General features: G+C 64.8%; 21 protein-coding genes. 6 read left to right on the plus strand and 15 right to left on the minus strand.

What is annotated here, in order from left to right; translation table 11 throughout:
• Window positions 1-386: 386 nt before the first annotated feature.
• From A4R43_RS24625 to A4R43_RS44545, 3 genes are all read right to left on the minus strand, one after another.
• The gene (locus A4R43_RS24625) at window positions 387-1133 is read right to left on the minus strand and encodes an SDR family NAD(P)-dependent oxidoreductase (RefSeq protein WP_113694504.1); all 747 of its coding nucleotides are present in this window, start codon (window positions 1131-1133) and stop codon (window positions 387-389) included.
• A gap of 41 nt (window positions 1134-1174) precedes the next feature.
• A complete protein-coding gene (locus A4R43_RS24630) occupies window positions 1175-1546 on the minus strand; it encodes a VOC family protein (protein ID WP_236808237.1) in 372 nt (123 codons plus the stop codon).
• A gap of 262 nt (window positions 1547-1808) precedes the next feature.
• On the minus strand, window positions 1809-2189 hold the full coding sequence (locus A4R43_RS44545; protein WP_335645171.1) for an ATP-binding protein: 381 nt from the start codon (window positions 2187-2189) through the stop codon (window positions 1809-1811).
• A 257-nt stretch (window positions 2190-2446) separates the two neighbouring features.
• On the opposite strand from A4R43_RS44545, the gene A4R43_RS24640 reads away from it, so the two are divergent.
• The gene (locus tag A4R43_RS24640) at window positions 2447-3067 is read left to right on the plus strand and encodes a TetR/AcrR family transcriptional regulator (protein WP_113694506.1); all 621 of its coding nucleotides are present in this window, start codon (window positions 2447-2449) and stop codon (window positions 3065-3067) included.
• A 55-nt stretch (window positions 3068-3122) separates the two neighbouring features.
• Here A4R43_RS24640 and A4R43_RS24645 read toward each other — a convergent pair whose 3' ends face one another.
• Complete coding sequence (locus tag A4R43_RS24645; RefSeq protein ID WP_113694507.1) at window positions 3123-3797, minus strand: L-2-amino-thiazoline-4-carboxylic acid hydrolase; 675 nt, start codon at window positions 3795-3797, stop codon at window positions 3123-3125.
• A 311-nt stretch (window positions 3798-4108) separates the two neighbouring features.
• On the opposite strand from A4R43_RS24645, the gene A4R43_RS24650 reads away from it, so the two are divergent.
• From A4R43_RS24650 to A4R43_RS24670, 5 genes are all read left to right on the plus strand, one after another.
• The gene (locus A4R43_RS24650; RefSeq protein WP_113694508.1) at window positions 4109-5038 is read left to right on the plus strand and encodes a saccharopine dehydrogenase family protein; all 930 of its coding nucleotides are present in this window, start codon (window positions 4109-4111) and stop codon (window positions 5036-5038) included.
• 559 nt (window positions 5039-5597) lie between these two features.
• Window positions 5598-6404, plus strand: coding sequence for a pyrroline-5-carboxylate reductase family protein (locus A4R43_RS24655; protein WP_113694509.1), 807 nt, complete (start codon window positions 5598-5600; stop codon window positions 6402-6404).
• Between the two features lie 204 nt (window positions 6405-6608).
• Entirely contained in the window at window positions 6609-7067 is a 459-nt protein-coding gene (locus A4R43_RS24660) for a helix-turn-helix domain-containing protein (RefSeq protein WP_113694510.1), read from the plus strand.
• Between the two features lie 14 nt (window positions 7068-7081).
• Window positions 7082-7876 carry an MATE family efflux transporter gene (locus A4R43_RS24665; RefSeq protein ID WP_418190853.1) on the plus strand — a complete coding sequence of 265 codons (795 nt, stop codon included), beginning with the start codon at window positions 7082-7084 and terminating at the stop codon, window positions 7874-7876.
• Window positions 7877-8123: 247 nt separating this feature from the next.
• Window positions 8124-8927 carry a hypothetical protein gene (locus tag A4R43_RS24670; RefSeq protein WP_113694512.1) on the plus strand — a complete coding sequence of 268 codons (804 nt, stop codon included), beginning with the start codon at window positions 8124-8126 and terminating at the stop codon, window positions 8925-8927.
• Between the two features lie 109 nt (window positions 8928-9036).
• Here the strand turns inward: A4R43_RS24670 and A4R43_RS24675 are convergent, their stop codons facing one another.
• The 11 genes from A4R43_RS24675 to A4R43_RS42875 all read right to left on the minus strand — a co-directional run bounded on the left by A4R43_RS24675 (window position 9037) and on the right by A4R43_RS42875 (window position 23387).
• Window positions 9037-9672 (minus strand): hypothetical protein, encoded by a 636-nt coding sequence (locus A4R43_RS24675; RefSeq protein WP_236808239.1) that lies wholly within the window; start codon window positions 9670-9672, stop codon window positions 9037-9039.
• On the minus strand, window positions 9626-9931 hold the full coding sequence (locus tag A4R43_RS24680) for a trypco2 family protein (protein WP_113694513.1): 306 nt from the start codon (window positions 9929-9931) through the stop codon (window positions 9626-9628). Before A4R43_RS24680 ends, A4R43_RS24675 begins: the two co-directional genes overlap by 47 nt.
• 28 nt (window positions 9932-9959) lie before the next feature.
• A complete protein-coding gene (locus A4R43_RS24685) occupies window positions 9960-12386 on the minus strand; it encodes a trypsin-like peptidase domain-containing protein (RefSeq protein ID WP_162788582.1) in 2427 nt (808 codons plus the stop codon).
• Window positions 12387-12585: 199 nt separating this feature from the next.
• Window positions 12586-12798 (minus strand): hypothetical protein, encoded by a 213-nt coding sequence (locus A4R43_RS24690; protein ID WP_113694515.1) that lies wholly within the window; start codon window positions 12796-12798, stop codon window positions 12586-12588.
• Complete coding sequence (locus A4R43_RS24695; RefSeq protein ID WP_162788583.1) at window positions 12795-13736, minus strand: AbiJ-related protein; 942 nt, start codon at window positions 13734-13736, stop codon at window positions 12795-12797. The genes A4R43_RS24690 and A4R43_RS24695 overlap by 4 nt, the downstream gene beginning before the upstream one ends.
• Entirely contained in the window at window positions 13733-14488 is a 756-nt protein-coding gene (locus tag A4R43_RS24700; RefSeq protein WP_205215075.1) for a TatD family hydrolase, read from the minus strand. The genes A4R43_RS24695 and A4R43_RS24700 overlap by 4 nt, the downstream gene beginning before the upstream one ends.
• Window positions 14485-15855: a Qat anti-phage system QueC-like protein QatC gene (qatC, locus tag A4R43_RS24705; protein WP_113694517.1), complete on the minus strand. Its 1371-nt coding sequence runs from the start codon at window positions 15853-15855 to the stop codon at window positions 14485-14487. Before qatC ends, A4R43_RS24700 begins: the two co-directional genes overlap by 4 nt.
• Window positions 15852-16463: a hypothetical protein gene (locus tag A4R43_RS24710; RefSeq protein ID WP_205215076.1), complete on the minus strand. Its 612-nt coding sequence runs from the start codon at window positions 16461-16463 to the stop codon at window positions 15852-15854. The genes qatC and A4R43_RS24710 overlap by 4 nt, the downstream gene beginning before the upstream one ends.
• Before the next feature lie 125 nt (window positions 16464-16588).
• Window positions 16589-18601: a KAP family P-loop NTPase fold protein gene (locus A4R43_RS24715; protein WP_113694519.1), complete on the minus strand. Its 2013-nt coding sequence runs from the start codon at window positions 18599-18601 to the stop codon at window positions 16589-16591.
• A 302-nt stretch (window positions 18602-18903) separates the two neighbouring features.
• Window positions 18904-22419: a DEAD/DEAH box helicase gene (locus A4R43_RS24720; protein ID WP_113694520.1), complete on the minus strand. Its 3516-nt coding sequence runs from the start codon at window positions 22417-22419 to the stop codon at window positions 18904-18906.
• Entirely contained in the window at window positions 22404-23387 is a 984-nt protein-coding gene (locus A4R43_RS42875; RefSeq protein WP_162788584.1) for a hypothetical protein, read from the minus strand. Before A4R43_RS42875 ends, A4R43_RS24720 begins: the two co-directional genes overlap by 16 nt.
• Window positions 23388-23506 lie beyond the last annotated feature (119 nt).

Consider the following 23506-nt stretch of genomic DNA (forward strand, 5'->3'; position numbering starts at 1 on the left):
TAGGAGGTTGAATCCAAAACTGGATTCAGATGTTCCGGTCAATGGACGACCTGCTCGGTCAGCCTGCGGACGGAGGCGCGGCGCCGGCGTGCAGCATGAAATCCAGGTGTGCGTCGGACCCGGCGCGGTGGGGCATCCATCAGGGCCACCGGGCAGTCCCGGTCCCCATCGGGCAGGGCAGCCACTATTTTCCGGTGCCCGGCGACGATCCGGGGCCGCCCGGCCTCGTCGTGGAGGTAGACCGAGTGACACGGCAGGGCCCAGGTTCAGATTCGGGTGATCTCGCCGACGAGCAGGTTGAGCTCGCTCAGCCCGAATATCGCCAGGTGGAATTCGGTGTTGCGGGCGCGCATCCGAGAAGGATCGCCCCGGCGCGGTCGCCCGACCTAGGTTGTCACGCTGCCGCCGTTGAGGTTGAGGGTCTGCCCCGTCATCCAGGACGCCTCGGCGGAGGCGAGATAGACCACCGCGGCCCCCACGTCCTCGGGTGTGCCGAGCCGCCGGGTCGGGATTCGCGCCGCGATCGCGGCAGTGGCGTCGCCCGCGGCATTGGTCTGAAGCCCGAGCGCCAGCGTGTTGACGGTGACGCCGAAGGGGCCGACCTCCTGGGAGATGTGCCGGATGAAGCCCTCCACCCCGCTCTTGGCCGCCCCGTACAGCGAGAGCCCCAGATCGGATCCCGTGCGCGCGGAACCGGACGAAATCTGCACGATGCGCCCCCAACCCGCTTCGCACATCTCATCAAGGACGGCCGACAGGCAGTGCATCGCGCCGAACAGGTTGATTTCCACTGGTCCTCGCCAGCGGGCCGGGTCGAGGGTGCGGAACTGGCCCTGCCCGAAGTCGGCGGGAATACCCGCGTTGTGGACCAGTATGTCGATGTGCCGCCCGAACTCCGCACGTGCCTGGCCGACGCCGTCGCGGACCGCGTCCGGGTCGGTGACGTCGAAGGCGATCGGAACGGCACGCCCGCCGGACGCAGTGATCTCGTCGCTCACCGTCTTGGCCCGCTCGGCTACGAGGTCGTTCACCACCACCGAGGCGCCCTGCGCGGCCAGCGCCCGGGCGATCCCCGCTCCGGCGTTCTGACCGGCACCCGTCACCAGCGCGCTGCGGCCTGACAGATCGAACATCTATTCCTCTTCCGTAGTTCCGCCACTGCGGTCATTCCAAATCACAGATGCTGGACGATCTCCAGCAGATGTCCCTCCGGGTCCGCCAATTCCGCGACCTTCATCCCGCCGGCGGGCATGGACCGGGGCTCGGACCGCACGGTGCCGCCCGCGGCTCGCGCGGCACAGGCTGTCTCCTCCACATCGGCGACGGTGAAGCCGAGCACGGCTTCACCTGGGTGCGGAGTCGCACCGTCGGCGTAGTGGATCAGCAGCAGCGACGGGCCGTCACCGGCCGCGGAGCCCATGACAATCTCCTCGAACGCCCGAAGGCCCTCGCCGCCGCTGAACCGATGCCTCACCACCTGCCCGAACACCGCGGCATAGAAGCTGGCCTGTGCGTCGAGGTCATCGACCACGATCTTGGTGAACACGAAGGACGACACCTGAGCGAGTACAACGGCTCTGTGACCGCGCCGGTGGTGAATATTCCAGTGAGCGGGAGACAGATGCCGAAGCCGACGTGGCCTTCCTGGATGCCGCCGACGCTGGCATCTGCGACACTCGCCAGCCTCGCGGGGGCTCGTCCCACTCAAGATTGGAGGTTTCGAGCATTCCGTCCCACGTAGCAGGCCGCGCAGGAGCTGTCGTTCAACATCATGCGGGCCAGGTGGCCGAAGTTGGAACAGGCAACCGTCACCGAGGGCACCCTTCGACCGTTGTCTCGGCGTGGAAGAGCGGATACCAGTCCTGCGGCGCGCGGTTGCTGGTCAGGATCAGGGAGCGTCCGGCGCGTTCGGTGATCAGCTCGTAGAGGTCGTCGGCCTGGGTGGTGGTGAGTTCCCGCATGCCGAAGTCGTCGAGGACGAGGATGTCGGGGCGGGTGAGCTCGCGTAGCCGTTTGTCCCAGGTTCGGTCGGCGTGTCCGCCGGCGAGGTCGGCGAGCAGTCGGCTGGTCTTGAGGAACCGGACCTCGGCGCCCTGGCGGATCGCGAGGTGCCCGAGCCCTTGGGAGATGTGGGTTTGCCGACCCCGACCGGGCCGTAGAGCACGACGGACTCGCCGCCGCGCAGCCAGCGCAGCGCGGCGAAGTCGAACTCCTCCAAGGTGGCTTGCTGATCGAACCGGGCTCGCTTGAGGCGGCGGCTCATGGCCATGGTCTCGCGGTGGCCGAGTTCCTCGGCGCCGTTGCCGCGGTCGGCGCGCTCACCGCCGGTGTCCGGGTGTAGTCGGTCGGGCATCTCGCTTGTCGCGGCAAGTCCGGCGACGACAAGCCGACAGGCCGGATCCACGCCACGGGTTCTCGCTGCGCCTGCTTCTATGATTGCGGGGCGATGGTGAACAAGGTGGGTCGTCCGAGTAAGGCTCGCGAGCGGATGGCGACGATTCTGCGGGCAATGGCCGGAGTGGTAGCGCGAGACGGACTCGCCGATACCACATTATCGAACGTCGCGGCCGCCGCTGGTATGCAGCGCTCCCTGGTGCTGCACTATTTCGGCAGCCGCGAGGGTTTGCTACAGGCCTTCGTCAACGAAGTCATCTCCGCCTACGGGTTGTCGATGATGCATCGCGACCCGGCGGCACCGTTGAGCGCGCGGGTCGACGCAATGTTCGAGGAAGCTGCCTACCACAGCCGCGAAGACATGATCGTGTGGAGCGAACTGGTGGCGCTGGCGGCTCGTGACGCCACTGTGCGTGAGCGGGTGAGCAGGCTATGGACCGAGCGGTGGCTGCCGGACATCGAACGCCAGTTGGCTGAGGAGTATCCCTCGGCGGAGCCGCGCCACATTACCTCGGCGGCGTACGTATTGGCATGCTTGTTCGAAGCGCACTGGGCGTTCCAGCTACAAGGGCTCGACGATCCGCAGCGACGGGACCAGGTACGGGAAGCCGCGCGCGCCATTCTCGCGAATCTGGCCGCTCCGATCGACGGGGCGGCCGCAGCATCGGATTAGATGCTGCGGCCGCATGATTTTCTTGGTGTTGAGACCTACCGCCTGGCCCGCTCGGTCAACTCTGGACGCGGTCCCAGTAGAAGGGGCAACGTGCACCGCCGTAGCCGATCGTAGTGGCGCGTTCGAAACGGAATCCGTGCTGTGCGGGATCGATCGCACCCATCCAATTGGTATCGAAGTCACACATCAGTGGTGCCAGGTCGGTTGCCGAATGCGCATCGAGCACTTGGTAGTAGAAGCAGCGGACGACATCGACGTGGTAGCGCTGGTCATCGTCGGCGCGACGGTCGAAGGTGAAGCCCGCCCCGAAGGTGTGTTTCTCGCGGGCCTTCGCCGACGCGACCATTGCGGCGAAGGGGTCCTCGGCGGCATCGAGCATGGCCCTGGTGCTGTCATGGACGATATCGGCGAGCGGTTCGATGAAAGCGGCGCGCAACGCTGCGAGGGTCGCCTCGCGCCCGATCTGCGGTCGTAGTGCCCGGTCAGCCACAACCACGGCCAGTGTCATCCTCAGATTGGCCGCGGCTGCCTGGTCGACGACGCGATGGGCGTTCGCGGACTCCAATTCGGCAAGTTCGGCGCGCATCCGGGGGACGAAATCATCCGGAACAGCGTCGTGCTGCACATGTGCTGCAAGGTGGTCGAAAAAACTGTCGACCACGGCTTTCGCGGTGGCTTCGGCGTCTGGGACGTACTCGTCGTCGGTAGGGAGGGGGAGGTCGGCGGTCATGCTGTGTCCTTTCGAGACATCGTCGGTCCCGCAACACAGCAGCAAACCAAGGGGGAGTGCTTGCCGTGCCCGTCAACCGACGAACACGCCAACGCGCTCCACCGACCTACCTGGCGCTGACGATATGGATGAGATACCCGGCAAGGCGCCGGATGCGTGGAACTTAGCGGATTGCCGCGCGACCTGTCCAGCATCTCAACCCATCACCTCGCTGTGCTTGTCCGACCGGTCTAATATATTTACTATCGTATCGGTAAATTAACTCAGGAGCGTGATCCGTGCGAGTACTGGTGCTAGGTGGAGCGGGCGCGATGGGCCATGTCGCGGCGCAGGTCCTCGCCGCCTCCGGGGCGGTTCAGGAAGTGATCATCGGCGATCTCGATGTCCGACGAGCCGAGTCGGTGGCCCAAGCCCTGGGCCCCAAAGTGACCGGCCGGGGTGTGGATGTCACGGACAGTTGCGAGTTGGGCGCGGCGCTACGTAAGTGCGACCTCGTGGTGAACGCCGTCGGGCCGTTCTTCAGATTCGGAGCATCGATTTTGTCAGCGGCGGTGGACGCCGCATGCGACTATGTCGACATCTGCGATGACTGGGAGCCAACCCTGGAGATGTTGGCTCTGGACGATCGCGCCCGCACTGCCGGGGTCACAGCCTTGGTCGGTATGGGGGCGAGTCCAGGAGTATCGAATCTCCTTGCCGTGATCGCCGGCCGTGAACTCGATACCGTCGATAGCGTAGCCACGGGATGGAGCATGACCGTCGCCGCTCAGCCCACTGCGTCACACGCCAGCCAGCCCGGCGCAGCTATAGAGCACGGGATGCGGCAGCTCAGCGGAACGATCCGCATCCTTCAGGACGGCCAGTTCGCAGAGCGACCAGCACTCGAGAAGGTTGTCGTGGACTATCCAGGTATTGGCCGGTTCCAGGGCCGCACCTTCGGGCACCCCGAGGCCGTCACCCTGCAACGAGCCTTCCCCGGCCTACGCGACAACATCAATATCACTGTCGGAGATCGGATGACCTGCGCGGCGCTGTCCGTGCTGCGATTCGGCATCAACCGCCGCATTCTGACGCCGCGCCGCGCGGCGCGTATCGCAGCCTTCACCGACACGCGACACCGAGCGGTTTCGCCGACATCTTCAGAGCCGCTGGCCCACCGCCCCTGTTCGCCGTGGCCCGCGGTGTCCGCGACGGCAGGCCGGCTACATCGGCGACCGCACTGGCGCAGATTCCCGGCCTGACAATGGCCGAAATCACCAGCACCCCTTTGGCTGTCGCGGCACTGCTACTGCCATCTGTCCGTCGCCCTGGGGTGCACACACCGGAGACATTGATCGACCCCGAGCGGTTCTTCGCCGCCTTCGCGCCACACTGCATCGGAGCTCCCGTCCCCGCCAAGATGACGGTCACAACCCGTTCGTGGGCAACACCTGCGGCCAACGCCCAAAACCTCTCCGACACCCTTTTAACAGCTTTCCTTGCACCGCAACCACCGGCATCGCGAGCCCCAGCGGAGCTTCGCCAGGCCGTTGGCCCACCCCATCGTTTGGGTCCCGGTCGTGGTAACTGACCGACAGCGGACGGTGTCCTTCTCGAAGCGTAGTTGGAACTTGATCGGGGTGCGGTAGTCGAGCACGACCGCGCCCGCACCAACCTCGACGGACACCCCGACTACACTCGCCGCCGGGCACAGGACAACACACGCACCACTTGCCGAATGACGGGCGTCTCGAGTCGTGGTGCCGCCCCCCTGCAAGGTTGCCGAGCAGCTGATGCTGGAGTCTTGAGAGGATCGTGGTCATGACGACACGATCTGTTGGCATTGTTGGATTGGGCCGGATGGGGTCGACCCTGGCCGTCGGTTTCAGCAGAGCGGTCGAGCCGGATTGCCTGTTTGCGGCGGGCCGTTCGGCAGCGAGCGTCGCGCGCGTCACTGAGACGGTGCCCTCCATCACGATCGTGCCATTGGCCGAGTTGGCCGACCGGGCCACGCTGATAGTGCTCTGTGTGCGCAACGCCGACCTTCCAGTCGTGCTGGGCGATATCCGGCCTGGTCTCACAGACCAACACGTCCTCATCACGATCAACAACGGGCTACCACTGCGCGCCTTGGCAGCCACCGTCCCCGGTCCCGTGGCCAAGTTGATCCCCAGCGTCGGCAACGAAATCGGTGTCGGCGCAACGCTGCTCACGCCCGGCCCCGGCCTCGGCGAGCGCGCCGTAGACGAGCTGGTCACGCTGCTGCGTCGGTTTTCCCGACCGTTCTTGATCACCGAAGGCCAGGGACGCGCGGCCACCGACCTTGCCTCGTGCGGCCCAGCGCTACTGGCCAGCGCCGCGCGATCGATGGTCCGCGCACAGCTCGAGCGGGGCACGCAATTGCCGCCCGATCTGGCCGAACAACTGGTCACGCAGAGCCTCATCGCCGCTAGTCAGCTGCTAGCAGAAGGCGCGTGCCTGGACGAGATCATCGACCGAGTCGCCGTGCCAGGCGGCAACACTGCAGCCGCTGTCGAGGCCAGCCGCGATGATCTGACCGCAGCATGGCGCGCCGCTTTTCAAGCGACCGCCAGCAACGAAGGCGGCAAACCTCTCCCCTCCCTCTGACTTCTCGGCGCCAACCACCGGCGATCCCACGACCCAACAGCTAACGCCGGCTGCGGGTACCGACCCCGCCCCAGGGCAGGCATAGCGCCAACCTCGACGTTCCACCTGGCCAGCCTGTGTCGCGCCTCCCTGGCCAGGCACTGATCGATTCGCTCCACATAACGAAATCGATTCAATTCGCCGTCGCGTGTCCAAAACACGTCGGTGGAGGTTAGGGGACCTTACTCGAACATAAAAGACCAGGTCAGAGCGCTGGAAGAGCTCCGTGAGAAGCTTCCCAGCCTCGATACCCCCGAGCCGCCGTCGATCAAGGCCGACCGACCGCGCCGGGCCCGGCAACTCGGCTCCGAGCAAGTCGAGCAACTGATCGCCGACTACCAGTCCGGCGCGACGGTGTACGAACTCGGCGACCGGTTTGGCATCGAACGGCGGACGGTCAGCAACATCCTCCACCGGCACGGCGTGCCGATGCGCCGCCGCGGCCTCTCGCCCGAGCAGGTCGACGACGCCATCCACCTCTACAAGCTGGGTTGGTCGCTGGCGCGAGTCGGCGACCACTTCGGGGTCAACCACACCACCGTGCTGAACAAGCTGCGTGAACGCGGCATCCCCACGCGAGACAGCCATGGACGTCCGCGCGTCGAAGCAGGTGGTACTCGATGAGCCGACCTGCAGCTATGCCAACTCGACCAGGCTCGGACGGGGCTTCTATCGTTCACGTCGTCACCGTGATCATGGGCGCCGTCGTCGGCCTGACCTTCCTGTTCGGCTTCGGCAACGTCCTCAACCTCGCCCTCCGGCTCGGAGTCCCGGTCTGGGTCGCTCCGCTCGTCGCACCTGCGGTCGATTTGTCGATCCTTGGTCTGCTGCTGGGTACCCGGCATCTGGCACTCGCTGGCGCGTCGGCGGACATACTGCGGCCGGCTCGTCGACTCCTGATCTTCGCGAGCGTAGTCACGTTGGCGTTGAACGTGGCCGACCCGGTAGTGGCAGGTCAGTACGGAAAGGCAGCCTTCGACGCCGTCGGGCCGCTCCTCTTGATCGGCTGGGCTGAAGTAGGCCCCAGCTTCCTACAGGCGATCGGTGAATGCAGTTCCTCGACGGCCACGCGCGGTGCGGCTGCTGAAGAGCAGCCGCAAGTGCTCGTGCAGGAGAAGCCGGAAGCCAGCCCGGCGGGCAGCGAGACCAAACTGGACGAGACAGCCGGCCAGGATGGGCCTCGCTTGACACGGCAGAGGCGTTCGCCGGAGAAGCTCTTGGAGTTGGCGCGGGAAGCGGACGCTGCGCATCGTGCCGCGCACCAGAAGCCGATTTCGGCGGACACGCTTCGTGCTCAGTTGGGCATAGGTGCGACTCAGGCGCGGCGGCTGGTCAAGGCCGTGCGTTCCGAGTTTCAGGCGCGGATCGAGGGCAATCAGCGGCTGAGCGGCGTTCCGCAAGACGCAGAGCGGGGCGAGCCTGTTGCCGCCTGATGTACAAGATCAGGACATCGGAGCGGTCACGGGGTTGAACGAGCTCAGGGCAGTGCCGATATGGGCACGCGGCTGCCACGACCAGCAACACGGCCGCCGTGTGCTGGGTGTCAACGCCTGCTACGGCCCCAACGAGAGTCCCGTCGTTCCGACGACTGGGGTCGCGCAGGCCAAGGTCGCTGTGGGGTGCGGCTGCCAATCCTGACCTGCTGTCGGGTCGACGTGCCTGAGTGAGAGTCTGAAGGGCGTGAGTCTTGATGACGACGCGATTGAGGAACTCGACCTCGTGCTCGGGCAGACGCATCACCTACTTGGTGAGGCTGGCGACGAGTTGGCGCAGCGCCTCGTGCAGGCGGCCAAGCTGACTCTGCGCCGTGACGGCGGGTACTTCCACCCGATGCCCGGCGACAACTGGCGGTCGGATACCTACGAGGCCGTGTTCGAGGTGACACCATCGTTGGTTCCGGAGTTCACCAGCGAGATTGTCGACCGTATCTGGAGCAAACTGGAGCAAGTGCTGCGACAACACGGCCGACAGGATGTCTTCGGAGTCGTCGTTGAACCGACGGTACCGCCGCTGCCGGAGGTGGCTGCTGACTGGCGGGCACGAGCCGAGCAGCCACCGGTTCCTCTGCCAGGCAACCAGGCCCGGCGGGAGCGAGCGGATGGCGGCTACCCGGTGTCTGACGGGCTAACGTTCGGTAGTCGAGCCGAGATTGTGGTTTATGAGTTGCTCGTCGAACTCCAGCGGGCGTGTTCCCGACACCGAGCCATCGCAATGATGCCGTTGCCAGCGGCCAAGCTGCGCGACGCCGGTGTGCGCACCCCGGACTTCGTCGTTCTCGGCAACGGCCGCGCGGTAGTGATCGAGGTCGATGGACCGCACCACTACGGCACCACACGGAAGGCCGACGACGCCGACCGTGACCGGCACTGGGATCGCTGTGGCGTGCATACCGTCCGGATCGGTGCTCATCACACCGACGAGCCCGCAGCGCTGAAGGAGCTACTACGGGAAGAGCTGGACCGGTGGCTCTTCCAGACAAGGTGATGATCAGCAGCGGAATGCCCACGTACGGGACGATGCACGTCCCGTACGACACGGCTCAATCAGGGCCCATCCACCTGGTGCCCGCAATGACTAGGGCTATGGACTGCGACTAAGAGCCGTACGGCTTGTACGTCATCGTCCAAGGCTCGCGTGGCGGCGCAACGAGATTGTCGCCCGGCCAAAAGGGCCCCTCCGCCACCAAGCGGCGAATGTGTCCCGTCAACTCGTCCAGGTGCTGTTGCCGGTCGGCTGACCCGGCTTGAGAGCGGGAGCCATCCGGGTGGTGCAGTTCGTGGACAGTGCTCGGGCCACCACCGATCAGGACGGCCGTCAGTTGCGGCAAGCCCATCGGCATCGCGTCGCACTCGCGGTTCCGTGCCACGTGGACCACCGCTTCGACGACCCGTTCCCAGTCTCCGATGCGATGCCACAACATGCCGCCGTCCAACTCGTACGTCAATGTGGACAGCGGCACCAGGCAGCCCGGCGTTCGTCCAGGGAACTCGGTCAAGCACCGGAACATCCGGCCGCCGTCGGGTTGCGGCACCATCGGATGCAGCAAGGTCAGAGCGTGCACGATCGTTGCGTTGATCGGTACCGGATGCCGCGGAGACTGGTAAGGCTCGGGCAGCGTCAGCAGGTACACGTCCTGCACCGTCACGGCTGCCTGTAACTTCTTGATGTCACACCAGTTCCGTTCACTTGAAATCGTCGGCTGAAGCGCCGATGCGTTCTGGCCGGCCATCTGGACGCTTCGGGTGCAGCGTGATCTTGACTTGGTGGGTTCGCTGACCGGTGAGAGTGCCGCTTGCGCCCGCCTCGATCACCCAGACCTTGACTCCGGCGTTGGCCTTGCCTTCACGAGTGAGGGCGACGGTGAACTGCATCTCGACGGGGCCGACTTCGAACTCCATGGGGCTGCCCGCGCCAAGTTCCTTTGCGCGCAGCAGTTCGGCGCGCACAGCCTCGACGGCTTCGGCCAGATCGGTCGATGCTTCCTGCACTTGCACTCCTGTTTGTCGTCATACGGGGTCAGTCCGATCCAGCAGCGCCGAAATCCTCGGCGAGTTCGTCGAGCCGCTGTCGAATGTCCGTGATCTCCGAGGCGAGCTCCGTCAACGCAGGGCCGAGTTCATCGAGCACGCCGGGCGCCTTACTGAAACTGTTGCGATACGGCGAAAGCTCGTCGAGCCGGCCTACAACCCGCTTAGCTGCATCACGGGCCTTTCGCGTGGTTTCCACCGCGTACTCGTTGTATCCGTAACCGCCGCGACCGGTGGCCTCGGCGAACTCCCCACCTTCGGCGAACGCGCGGAACAGCGTATCCAGATCGTCGGAGACGAGTGGAAGCATCTCCATGCCCGCGCCGATTCCGTTGGTTAACCCCGGCCGGACGATGCTGAGCAGTTCCTGGATGCTCGCCGCCCTGCTGGCCGCTCTCCGGAGCTGGGCCTCCGGAAGGTTCGAGTATGCCTGGGAGTAGAGGTTCCACAGTTCGCGTCGGGCCTGATCGGAGGGTGTTTTGCCGCTGAATGCCGCCACCACTGCCCGTTGGGCGGGACGCAGTTCGCGATGTGCCTCGGCGATGACCGCAGCGATGCCACGGGAATCGGGCACCGCTACCGCGGCACCGGCGAGCAGTTCAAACGGCATACGGTGCCGATGTTTCTTCGCTACACTCGCGACATGACCCCACAGGACTTTGTCGGTCGGCGCCGCGCGGCTGAGCAACGTCAACGCGTGCACCAGTTGGTAGTCGCGTACGTGAGGAAGGGTGCCGATGATCACCCATGGTTGGGCGTGAATCCGTTCGACCACAAGATGTTCAGCGAGCGAACTGGGATGGACTGGCTGCCAGTACCCGTCCGACGGGTGGCCGAGTAGCCGAGCGAGGAACTCGGCGATGCGTCCCATCGATTCTGGTTCGTCTCTCTTGGCGTAGTGCGCGAGGACTGCGAGAGCATCGGCTCTGGTGCGCGCACCGTACAAGCACACGAGCGCTACCAGATCATCGAGCAGCCCTTCGGGAAGTTTGTCGACGCCGAGAAACTCGTGTGCGGTGCGCAGCCAGTACCGGCGCTCGTGCGCGAGCAGTTGGTCACGCGTGGACTGCGCGACGATGTCGTCGCCGACGGCTCCAGCGGCGAGCAGGCCCGTCAGCGCGGCGATCTGGCACGCCATTGGAGAACCACTGGTCCTGTCATACAGCGGTGAGCTGGCCGCGAGACGCTGAGCGATGCCAGTCCAGTCCTGCCCGGCGCATTCACGAATGCTTGGAAGGCGTTCGGCGAAGCCGCGCACTGCCTCGATGTACACCTTGATCTGCTGGTCAGCGGTCAGAGGCTTTGCGACGAGTCGATGCACGCGCGCATCGTGAAGCACGTCATCGAGCATGGTGCTACGCGTGCGCACCAGATCCCACCAAGTTCCTGCTGACCGAGCCAGGAGCAGGAGCTTCACCGGAAGCTCCTCGTCCTCGTTCTGGGACAAGCTTTCGATTAGGCGACGAACTACGTCGGGTTTGGTTTCGGCGTAGTCGATCACCAGCAGGGTCTGATGCCGCAAGCGGGTCAGCCGAGCAAGGCTGTCTCGGGCTTCGGAGTTGATGTCATCGAACTCAGCAACGAACGCAGCCGCACCGCCGCGCTTGGCCACGGCGCGCACTAGCTCGTGCGCGAGCCGGGTCTTCCCGACGCCCGTGGCGCCGTGCAGAAGGCAGGTGTCGAAGCCCTCCTGGGAGGCCCAGCCAAAGAGGTCGACAAGGTCGTCGCCCTGCGAGCGGTACGGCACAACGTCAGCGGTCGGGCGGAGGAGCGAAACCCACGAGCGCGGTTTCTGCCACGGCAAGTTGACGCTCACGATGCCGTCGAGGTCGGCAGGTTCGACTACCGAATCATGGTGGACGCTTGCCCGAAGTATCTGCTGCATCCCCTTGTCGAAGATGAACTCGGTGATCGGAGTGGCGGCGAGTCGGTTCGAATCGCCTACGGTCTCGGTGGTCACTCCGATGAGTCGGCCACGACACAACACTGGCGCGCCGGACATACCCGGCCATGGACGCGGACCACTTCGCCATAGTTTGCTGTCGACGCTGATGTGAAGCTGGCGTCGTGCGGCTCCCGACAGCGGATTCACATGACCGTCAATCTGTTCGTAGTCACGAGGAGCGCCTTCGCCGAGCGCCTGAAAGTTCGGAAATCCGTGGGCTTCCACCAGTACCCGCGGTGCCCCGGAACTCAGCAGGCCCCATCGAACCGGCGGGACAGCAGCAAGGCCGATCGCCTCTAGTTTCAGCACAGCAACATCGAGGTCGTCGTCGTGCCACACCCGTCGAAATGGCAGCCAGTTGTCGGTGTCGAAGAGCTTGACTTCACCAGACTCATCTACGACATGAGCCGCTGTGAGAACCAGGTCGTCGGAGATCCGGTGGCCCGAACCGCCCTGGGACGAACGCACCATCACCACGCGGTGTGCAGTCCGCGGCACGAACAGACCTCCATCAGGCTGTGCAGGGTCACGCTCAGATTCAGGTGACTCACGACGACAAGATCAGCACTGATAAAAGAGCAGCGAACCTCGCGCTGGATACAGGTCAGCCCAGTCTTCACCCGATTGGACGTGGAGTGGGCCAGCCAGCCGACCGGCGTGAGCTGCGGTGTCAGCCGGAGTAGCGCTCTGCGAGCCGGTCGAAGAACGCGGCAAGCTCCTTGTCCGTAGCCGAGCCCTCGGTAAGCTCGGCGCCGCCGAAGCGGTAGACCTCGTAGCCGCGCAGCCGCAGTTCACGGTCCTCGGCGACCATCTCGGCGTACCGTCCTGAGTCGGCACGCCCGGCCTCGTCGGCGTAGTGCTGGCGGCCGTCGCACTCGATCACGATGCGGATTCGCTGCGGCAGGAGCAACAGGAAGTCCATGCGCTGGCGCGGCAAGGAGCAGCGCCGGGAACGTGGTGCGCTCGGGTGTACGGGTCGTAGTGCAGGTACACCTGCGGGATCAGGGCCGGGATGCCGTCGCCGAGTCGGACATAGCGGTCGGCGTACGCACGCAGGATCCGCCGCTCTGCGTCGTTGTCGCCTAACGAGCGGTCGAGCCGCCGGTACAAGCTGCGCGAGACTTCACGTGCAGGTGCTCCCGTGAGCCCTTCGCGGTCGGCCCACCAACTGGTCAAGTCGGCCCAGGTAAGCCCATGTGCCGCCAGTGGCCGGTCGTAGACGAGGCAGAACTCTTCGTTCTTGACCACCCGGACGTCGTTGTTGAGGGCATCACTGAAGACGATCTCGGGCTTGGGGCCGTCGGCGGCGAAGATCAGGTTCTTCATCGAGCCAGGCACGCCTGCGCCGATCCTGCGGCCGGCGAAGACCGGGGCGCCGCTGATGGCGTCGACCTGGACGATCTCGTAGCCGTCGTGAATCAGGGTCTGATTGAGAAACGTGTGAAGCTGCTCGACTTCGGCCAGGCTCGTCCGGACGGCTGGGTGCAGCATCTCGGCCAGGAACTGCAGGAGCGCGTTGTCGCTGCTGGCCAAACCGAACCGCTCGTCGTCAACGATCCAGTCGTCGGGCCAATCGTAGTTGGCGATGCAGTGCTGGATGATGTCCTGGCGCGCGGTGGTGTACCGGGAGTCAGTGCTCGGCAGCGTGTCAAGGTTGTAGAGGCGGTCGAGGAACTCAATCTCGTTGAGAGCGCCGTACCACGCCGCGGCGGCGAGGCCCTCAATGAGGCGTCGGCGGGTGACGTCGGTGATACGGCTCGCCATGGCGTTCGTGTGCCTCCAGGGAGTCGGTTGCCGAAGGTGAAGACGGTCGTCGGTCATGCAGGCGACTGACCGTGGGTGCCGAAAAACCGCTGTTGGTTCTCCACTACTGCATTCCGCGCTTCGCTAGTCGGAATCTCCCAAAGCCGTGCCAGGTGATCGAGTGTGCCCAGGAGATCAGACGGGACGGCTGATCGGCTCCCGGAGCGAGCGAAGGGGCCATCGGTTTCAAGCAGCACGTGTTCCGGTGGAAGCCGTTGGAGCAGGGACGCGGCCTTCTTCGAGCGCACCATGGCCGGGTTGATCGAAAACCAGAGCCCTGCGACAAGTGCGTCCTCTACAGCAGACAGTGGCCCGGTGTACCAGTGCAAGATTGCTGGCACCTGCGCTTGCGCGAGGCGGGCGATGGTCTCCCGCTCGGCGCCCCGGCTGTGGACGGTGACAGGTCGAGTTCGCACCTGGGGGTCGGCCAAGATGGCCTCGAACACGCGACGCTGTTGCTTGCGGGTTGCGACTCCGGCGCGAGAGAAGTCGAGTCCGATCTCGCCGATCCACGTTGCCTGCGGCAGGAGCCGGAGAAAGCGGGCTAGATCGTGAGGGGATGCTGCTCCTGCGCGAAGCGGGTGAAAGCCTAGTGCGACATCGACGCCGTCGCGTCGGCCGAGGCGGGTGCGCAGCAGGCGGTACTTGCCAGGGTCCTCGGTCACCGCGATCACGTGTACGCCTGCAGCGCGGGCGTCATCCAGTACGGCGAGCGGGTTGTCGTAGGCGTCGATATGGCAGTGGGTGTCGGTCAGCACCGCAGTGGTCACGATCGAGACTCCACCAGCTCAGCCAGTGCGCCGCGGGCTCCGCTGGCGAGCCAGGTACGGAGCTCGGCGAGTCCACGTCGCCAGACCCCCGTGAAGGCGGCGCGTTCGCCTTGTCGGAGCGGGCCGTTGCGTAGGACGTCGCGATCCGGTCGATCCGCGAACGCTCCGACGATTACGGCTCGCAGGTCGGCTCCGCGGCGGCTGCGGCGGTTGAGGAGGATCGTGGAGTCGTCCTCGGCGAACACGTTGTAGGCGTACTCGTCGTCGTCCCATCCAACGTGTGCCAGCGAGGCGCGGCGGATCAGGCAGGGGAAGCAGTATCCGCAGTTGCCTTGCTTGCGACCGACGTAGCGGGCGGTCTCGGGGTGGGAGCAGGAAACGCTCAGCGGGGCTAGGCGCCGCAGGAGAGCGGCGTTGCGGGATTCGGCGAGCATCTCACCCTTGGTGCGCAGGCGATACGGGTTGATCACGCGGTTCGATACGCCGATTGCGGCGCTGGCCGTAGCGAGTAGGTACATGAAGTGTGGGTGTGTCGTGCGGGTGCTCGCGCTGCCGACACGAGCTCGGGTGAGCGGCACGTTGATCCCGATGAAGCCGTTTTCGGGCACATATACCGGCACGGCCGGTCCTTCGGCGGCGGCGAGGGCCAAGGCAGCGGACAGGAAGAGCAGGGATCGGGACCGGGTGGTGTTCTCGCGTGGCCGGGGCAGAGGCCGGGCCTGGTGGTTGTTCGGAGGTGCGGGGCGCAGGTAGAGGCGCCGGGAGCGAATGCGTTCAGCGCCGTAGTATTCGTTGAGTTCGTCGAGCAGAAGTTGTTGCGCGGTGGATGCTTGTCCGCCTTCGTTGTGGGACAGCAGGCACAGCCGTCGTTCGGGGTCCTCTTCGAGGAGATCGATGACGCCGCACAGTGAGTCGAGGCCGCCGGAGAACAGGCACACGCCGTCGACGCCGAGTCCGATCGGCCGCTCGGCAAGGGGGACGCCGGCCACACCGGCGAGAGGATGCCGGCTGGCGTCGTAGGGCTGGATCTCCCAGTGATCGCCGGTCAGAAATCGCAGGGCGGCGTCGAAATCGGCGTTTCGCCAGGCGGCAGTGGCCTCGACGGGGAGCTTGAGGGTGATGTCCCTGGTCCAGGAGTCCGGCGTGCCGCGTCGTCGGGTCGTCTTGTCGGCGCAGTACACGGCCGCGCCCAGCAGCAGGAGGTCGGCGGCGGCACGCGGTGGTCGCCAGCCCGTGAAGAACTCGGGACCAGCGTCGCCAGTTTGGATCGTGGCCGCAACCCGCCCAGGAGCCCAATCCAGCAGCCGGACGTCGTCGGGTTCGGTCACCGGGGCGGTGAGATCCGTGCGCACCAGGTAGGTGGTCACTGTGCGTCTCCGTCCAGCCCCTGCAGGGCCTCGTAGGTCATGCGGACGGTGTCCTCGGCGATCTGGCGTCCCTCCGGGCCGGCCCAGTCGACTATGAAGGGGTCGTCGGGGATGCGTAACGAGACCAGGACCTGGATGATCTGGCGCATTTCCTCGTCGGCTTGGCGCACGGCGTGCAGGTCGGTGATACGGCTGAGACGTTCGGCGATGACGGGAACCCGGTTGTAGACGTACTGGGCGAGGAACGTTTCCAGCATGGTGAGCAGGTTCTCGCGCGAGACGGTCATCTCGACGGTGTCGGTCAACTCGGTCCAGGTATCGGCGTCGCCGAAGACCTCGTCCAGCACGTCGCACGCGGCGTCGCGGGCGGCTTGGGAGTCCAGATCATCGCCGTCACCGGCGATGAAGGTGATCAGTTCGTCCAGCACGTCGAACCGGGTCCGGCCAACGAGAGTGGCCAGTCCCAGCGAGGTCAGCGTGTTTTCAAGCCCGGTTCCACCGACTCCAGCGAGCAAGGCGCCGAGGCGCTGGACGCCGCTGCGTCCGGCACGGGCGCCGGCTGCAGCACCGCCAGCTCCCCCTAACACGGGAACGTGGCGAGCGAGCACCCGCTGGGCGTACGTGCGGGTGCTCGGAGATCCGGAAGTAAGCCCGCGCACATAGGACGCGGTCGCGTGTTTAAGCGGAGTCCACGCTCCGCCGCTGCCCGCGGTTCGATCAGCCGAGGTGCCCATCAGCGCCGGCCGCCGCGTCGTTGAGCTTGACGCGCGGCGCCGATCACGCCCTTCAGACCAGGGGCGTCGCTGTTTTCCCACCGGTCCAGCAGGGCGGACACCATCGGGTTCTCAACTGGGAGGCGGAGGACGGCGTTCCCGGCCTGCCCGCGTGGGACCGCCTCGGGTGGAATCCTCATCAAGGCGTCGCAGATGGCCGACAGGGTGTCGGGCGCCCGCTCGGCGAGTTCAATCGCGGCGAGGAAGGCCGGGCCGCCCGGTCGCCGCGTCAGCACCTCCACCAACGCCTCCACGAGCTGGACACGCTCGTCGTCAGGCAGCTTTCCGATCTCATCACAAGCGAGCCGCCGCACACCGGCGACCTCGGTCTGCACCCTGGCGAGCAGCTCCTGCAGGTGCGGAAGCAACCGCGTGACGGCGACGCCGAAGGCGAGCTTGTCGCGGGAGTAGGTGAAGTACGGCCCCAGATCTAGCTCGCCGAGCGGAGGCTCCAGCCGCAGCCACGCACGCACGTGCGTTTTGTCCGCCCACGTCCGCACCTCTTCGGCGACCTGCGGCTGTTGGGCGACCCTCCGCCCCCGCTTGGCGGCGGATGCCCGGCGGGCGCCCGAAGACTCGTCGGCGGTCTCGCCCTCGTCTGGGCGCGACGTGTCCCCTTCGTCGTCCGGTTCAGAGGTGGTTGATCCGGCCCGCGCGATGGACTCCGCAGCCGCGAGCTCCGGGATCGGTCCGGGTGAGGTGAGTTGCCAGTCGAACAGCCGCTGAAAGTCGCTGAAGTGCTGTTCCTCCAGGACCATGAGCTTGGCCAGCACAGGTAGGTCAAGGGCGATCCTCCGACGCTGCGCGCTGCGGTGCTTAAGCAACAGGTTGTTGAGGAACCGCTTGAGCTGCCTCGGATTCCCGCGCAGGCCGCCCCCGAGTACCTCGGCGATGCTCGCCGCCCAGTTCAGGTCGCGCACCAGATCGGGCGGCACGTCGCCGAGGATCGCTCCGGCCATGCCGACGTTGAACGCCACCTGCAGGTTGCCGGCTTCGCGGCGACGGCGAGTCTCGGCGAGGACCTTGGCGAACTGCTCGTCGTCGAGGCGTAGTTCGGCCAGCAGCAGGTTGACGTAGGTGTCGGCCTCCGGCGCGGACAGCGGCGGGATGGCCACCTTGAGCTGCAGCATCTTCTCCAGATAGTCGGCCCCGATCCCGGCGCCGTCTGGCCGCTGCAGCTGCGGGTAGCGCGAGTCGATCGCGGACTCCACGACCGCCTGGTTGGCTGCCAGGACGTAGGCGGTCTTGGGCGTGTTGAGGAACAGCCGGATCGCCTCGAAGGTGTCCACCACGGTCTCGGGCAGGCACCGGTCGAGGTCGTCGATGAACACCACCACGGCGTCTACGGCTTCCAACATCGAGACGACCTTCGCGAACTCCGCCCGGAACCGTCCCGCGTCCGTGATTGCCTCAGCCGTGCCGTTGCCCGAGACGGCCTGCTTGGCCTTGGGGTCTTCCAGCAGCTTGTTCGCCTCGCTCGCAGCCGCATTCACCCCCGCCTTCGTCACGTCCAGGACCTGCGGAGCCATGCTGGGATCAATCGCCAGAAGCGCGAGAGGTGCCGCGGCCTGGGCGGTAGACACCGCGACCCGTCCGCCCCTGCGCCCCCACCGGCCGAGGCCCTGGGCGAACCTGCGGAGCCTGGTCACCTGTTCCTGCTGATCACGACCGGCTCGTGCGCCGATCGCGTCGAGCACGGTCGTCATCAGCGCGACCTTGACGTCGTCGTAGTCCTCGTACTGCCAGGGGCTGAACTCGACGCACACGTACCGTGACGGTGACTCGTCGTCGTCCCGGATCTTCAGCAGCTCCTGCCGGGTGATCCGCATCAGGCTGCTCTTCCCGGAGCCCCAGTCCCCGAGCAGGCCCACCGTCAGTGGGAGCAGTCGCGGCTCGGTGAGCGCCACGAACAGGGTGTCCACCAGGAAGTCGAAGCCGAGAAGATCAACCTCGGTTTCGTTATCCGCCCACATCGCCCGCTCCGTCCGACGCGGCAACTTGAGGCATCCGCTCCTCGGTGGCCGCTGGCCGAAGGCGAACATCGAGGATAGATCGGCGATCAGCGTCGATGGTCATTTGACAGAAGTGTCGCCGCAGACCACGTACTGTTACGGTCAGTTACCGAGGCGTGATCAGTATGTTGCGATCACGGCGCAGCTGGCAGCAGTGTCCAGGCGGTGTCTTCGCGCCGTTGCAGACCGCTGAACGAGACCCCTCAGGCCCACTGGTCCGTCGCTACGTTTCTATAGAGTTCAACGATCGGCCTCCTCACCCGCTAGTCGGGTGCGACGATCTCAGGAGCCATAAAGTTTAGGTCGTGGCCTTGCATGGTTATGACGATGTCGAGCCCGCTCGCCAGGACAGCGTCGACATCTGCATGTAGATCGACATCGACAACTGCGACAGCTAGGCCAGACTCGCTGACAATCTGTAGTTCGGAAGGCGCGTCAGTCGTTGTCGAAATGTAGACGATCTCTGGTGTCTGGTGGGAAATTGTAAGCTCACTGCGAAGCCTCACCTGGGCGCGTCCTGTCTCCAGCAGAGATCGCAGCACATTGTTTCGGCGAACTCGGATGAACTGCAAGAGATCGAGCACCTCGCGCGCCACGGCGTCAAATGTGCTCCGCCAGCCTCGGATGTGCATGCCTGCGAGCCAGGACCGGACATCTTCCACCTCGACACCTTGGCGCTGCGCCTCGCTCCCAATGACATGTGCCAGTCGACGAGAACGGACTCCTTCATTGAGCAACGCCAGGGCATGCGGCGTGTTGACGCCGTGTCGGATACACCACGCAGTGTCTGGTCGAAGGCGACTTACGAGGCCGGCCTCCTCAAGGCTAGCGTTGGCCTGCTCAATGAGCACCCCCACAGTCCAAGCCAGGTAATGTTCGAATGTTGAGCTGATGGCGTCAACAGTCTGCTCCAACTGCCACTCGACGGCCAGGCCGGGAAGAATCCGTTCGGCAAGAGCGGGAACGTCAAGGCCGTTTATCCACCCTGTCAATCCATCCACAATGGACACATCGATTAGGTTCTTGTCTCCCTTAGCTCTCGTCGACCAGAACTTCCAGCAGTTGTCGGCCTCCGGTTGCGCCAGCAGTCGCGCGAGTACTTGTTGTTCCGCCAGAAGAAGAATGGTGTCGTTGAGCGGCCAGTACCAAGCGTCATCAGGGATAGCCAAACCTAGTTGGCGAAGCTCGCCTTCCCGCGTGACAACGGCATCAACTACCTGACCGGCAATCGCATCTAGCCGTGCCGCTGTACCGAGCGAAGTCCCGGCAGCTGTCCAACGCCGCCGCTGTGCCGGGCTTGTACGTTCGTAGGTGGCTCGAACCTGCTCGGCCAGCCGCAGCCAACGTTGCCGAAGCGCCGGATCCATCTGCTGAAATGCCAGTAGTTTACCGAGGACGATGTCCATCTGTATGGGGTCGTCGAAGAGCGTCCACAATGGCTGCAGCGTCGTCAGGACAAACCACGTATACGACACGAAGTCAGACACGACCGTGTCTGGCGCAAGCTGAAATACGGCGTCAGCCGTAGTGGCGATGAGCTCTTCGGCGTCAGCCAGAGCTGTCAGCGACTCCTCTGCCAAGAGAGTGGAACGGGCTTCGAGCGCCTCGTCATTCGGGCGGAGCTCGTCGAAGTCCTTCAGCTCGGACTGCTTTTGCAGCGCAAGCACGATCCAGCCTTCGGACTCACGGCCGGCTCGTCCAGCTCGCCCGATGGCGTTCATGAGCCGTGCGGCTCCGAGTTGGGCTCCAGGGTGCTGACCTTCGAATCGAGTTTCGGCGATCACGACCGTTCGAACCGGCAGGTTTACCCCGTCGGTCAGCGTGCTTGTAGAAACGATCGCCAGCACGATCTCAGTCCGGACTGCTTCCTCGATCGCGTCGAGGACGTCTACAGGCAGGCCGGCATGGTGGTACGCGACGCCGTGCTCGGCGCAGGCAATGAGCGGATGCTGGTCACCCAGCCGCTCACGAAGGAACTCGACAAGCTCACGCGTGGGTTCGCGTGGCGGTAGGTAGCCTGCCAATGCTTTGGCGGCGTCACGGGCCATAGTCCGCGACGAGACGATCATCAGCAGACTGCCCGCATGCGTCAATATCGACGCTGCGGCGGCGAAGATCTTGTACGCTGGCGTGCCTCCGCTGTCCTTGGTGAGTTTGCCGCCGGAATCTTCCTTAAGGACCAAATTTCCGAGTGGCTCTTCTGGACGCGTTGTCAGTTTTGTAACTGGCCCCGCCTCGGCGGGACGTAGTCGCAACTGTGCCACCTGCGGCACGGTAACTCGCGTTGGCCACTGAGCCGACTTGCGAGGACTCCGCACTGCGGCTTCCCAGACCGGCTGAGTGTTGAGTAGGGCATGGAGACGGCGCGGCCCCCGCCAAGCGGACGTGAACAGTACTTCCGGGCGCTCCGCGTCGAGCCAGGACGCGAGCGAGGCAGCATTCCCGAGTACACCGGAGAGAAGCACGATCCGCGGGTTGTCGGCCGCCGCCATGAGGTAGGCAAGCAGTCCTTCGACGGTGAATCCTCGGCCCGGTTGCGCCAGTAGGTGTGCTTCGTCGATGACGAATAAGGAGAAGCGTTGCATCACAGCGTCGGCGTCGTGACGCAGCAGGTGCATCAGTCGTTCGGGTGTCGTGACCTCAACGTCAGTGGAGTCTTGCGAGAAGGACAGTATGTCGAAGAGGTCGCTGTCTTCACTCAACTCACGGTTGAGCACGCGGAGTCGCCCCGACAGCGCCTTCCGCATCTCTCGTCCAAGACTGCGCAAGGGGGTGACGTAACAGACTCCACCAGGCTGTGTCGCGACGTGTGTGCAGATGATCAGCTGCGCGAGCAAAGTTTTCCCGGCGCTGGTGGGTACTGACAAGAGCAAGCGGCGCGTCGCTGGATCCAAAGGGTTCATTCCTGGCCGCGCAAGCAGTTCTCTTTGGGGTGGCCACAGGGTTAGGACTGGCGGGTCAGCCAGACAGAACGCCTGTGCCACGGCGTTCGGAGTTCCAGGGGGAAGGATCGAGTAGAGGCTGCCGGATTCGAGGCCATCGGCGATCGCCAACAAGTGCGCGGCTACCCAGCGAGCGTCGAGGTCTCCAGTTCCCGCGGTACCGTCCAGAACGGACAGCAAAGCGGCTCGGGCTACTGGCAGCTGACGACCGGTACCGAACGCCAAGAAGCGAAGCAGCGACCACACGGCGCGTACTATCTGTTGCGCTGGACCGAACATCGTCGACTGGAGATCATCGAGTTCGACCGTCGCGGCAAGTTCGGTGAGCTGGCGTCGCCAACTGCGAAGTAGAGGGAACAGGAACCTCGTGTCGAGACCGAGGAAGGCGACGCCAGCCTCGACTGCCAAGGTTTCAGCGTGGTCGACAAGTGGGGTGTTGTCGACCAATAGATCCGAGACACGGCGATATACGGCTGTCGCGTTCGGATCAAGATCAGCCCGTCGGTAGCCGACTTGCGCACCGAAAGCGAGGTTCAGGCGTTGACGTGCATCATGGCGGGGGTCCGCCAAGGTCAAGTCGAAGACGTGAGCGCTTACCGCGAAAGCCCGACGCTGTCGTGCTGGTGTGTACAACTCTGCGGCTTCGGAGGCCGATGCGACGGCGTGGAGGTACCACGCGGCACGTTCGAGGGTTTCGTCAACGGCGAAGTCTCCGCGGAAGGCCCGTATTTCGACGTCAGCGATCAGGCTCGCCAACTCTTGTGGTGAGGGCAGGACGCCCGGTTGGTGGACACCAAGCGCCTCGACGAGGTCTGGCAGGTTCAGAGCGCGCTCCATACCATCCTCCTGACTTCGACGGCGAACTCAGTGAAGTTTTCGATCACGCAGAGCAGCCCTTCCAGTTGCCCTGCGTTGGTGAACTGGCCGAGGGTGCTTTCCAGTGGGGAGAAGCACGCCTCGGGAGGGCTCACAGTGCTGGTGGCAACACCGACTCCGGCTCCTGCTCGTGGGTCTGCGTTGATCCATAGATCACCCAGCTCGGCAAAGAGAATTCCGAGATCACCGTCTGTCTGGCGATGAGCACTGGTGAGCTTGGCCAGATACTGCAGGCCCCTGGTGTTGAGTTGGTCAGACGCACGCTGCACAGTCGCGGTGACTACAGAACTTTCTGTGTTGTGCTTCTTTATTTCCCACAGCCTGAAAAAGAGTGAGACGTTCGTGCCTGGTGGTGCATAGACGGCAAACCCATCTTCGCCTTGCTCTGTTACAGAGTAGCTCGGTTCGCTGAGGTATTTACGCTCGCGATGCGCGGCTTGCTGTTCTTTCATGATGAGATGCCACAGCCACTCGGCAACGAATCCCTCTAGGTGATTGCTTTTACCCTGCTTAGCCTTAGTGTCGCCGGGTTCAACAGCGCCAGGTCGACCAAAGACGGAGATGAGAAACGATAGAACAAGCTCTCGATCGTCTTCTGCTACAGCATTCGCGGACAAGGCCGCTGTGCGCCAACAAGCGAACGCTCGTGAGTTTCCGCATCGAAACTTCATGATCGCCTCTGCGATGATCCACGCGACTGCGCTGCGGCGGTCGGCAGGGAAGTCGACCATTGCCACGAGATCCCATGCGCATTTTCCGGGTGCATGCTGACCTCTTGACTCGCTTGCCAAGAGGCGGCTGACCTGGTTGTCGTGCTGAGCTGCCAGTCGAGCAGCCTCGGCTGGGCTCGTCGACGGTGCGATGGTCACATCGGGGTGGTCACCTTCTGAACCGTCCTCCTCGGACGCGCTCCCGACGACGCTCTCCACCCGGTGGACCCTACGCCGATGTCACCTCTGACCTGGAGAAGCTCGCCGACAGCGCCCCCAAACGGCCTAGCCGGACCTGTAGAGGCTCGTCGGTAGAGCGCCGGCACCTGGTGTCGCCC

The sequence above is a fragment of the Amycolatopsis albispora genome (genome assembly GCF_003312875.1).
GTDB classification, from domain to species: Bacteria; Actinomycetota; Actinomycetes; order Mycobacteriales; family Pseudonocardiaceae; genus Amycolatopsis; species Amycolatopsis albispora.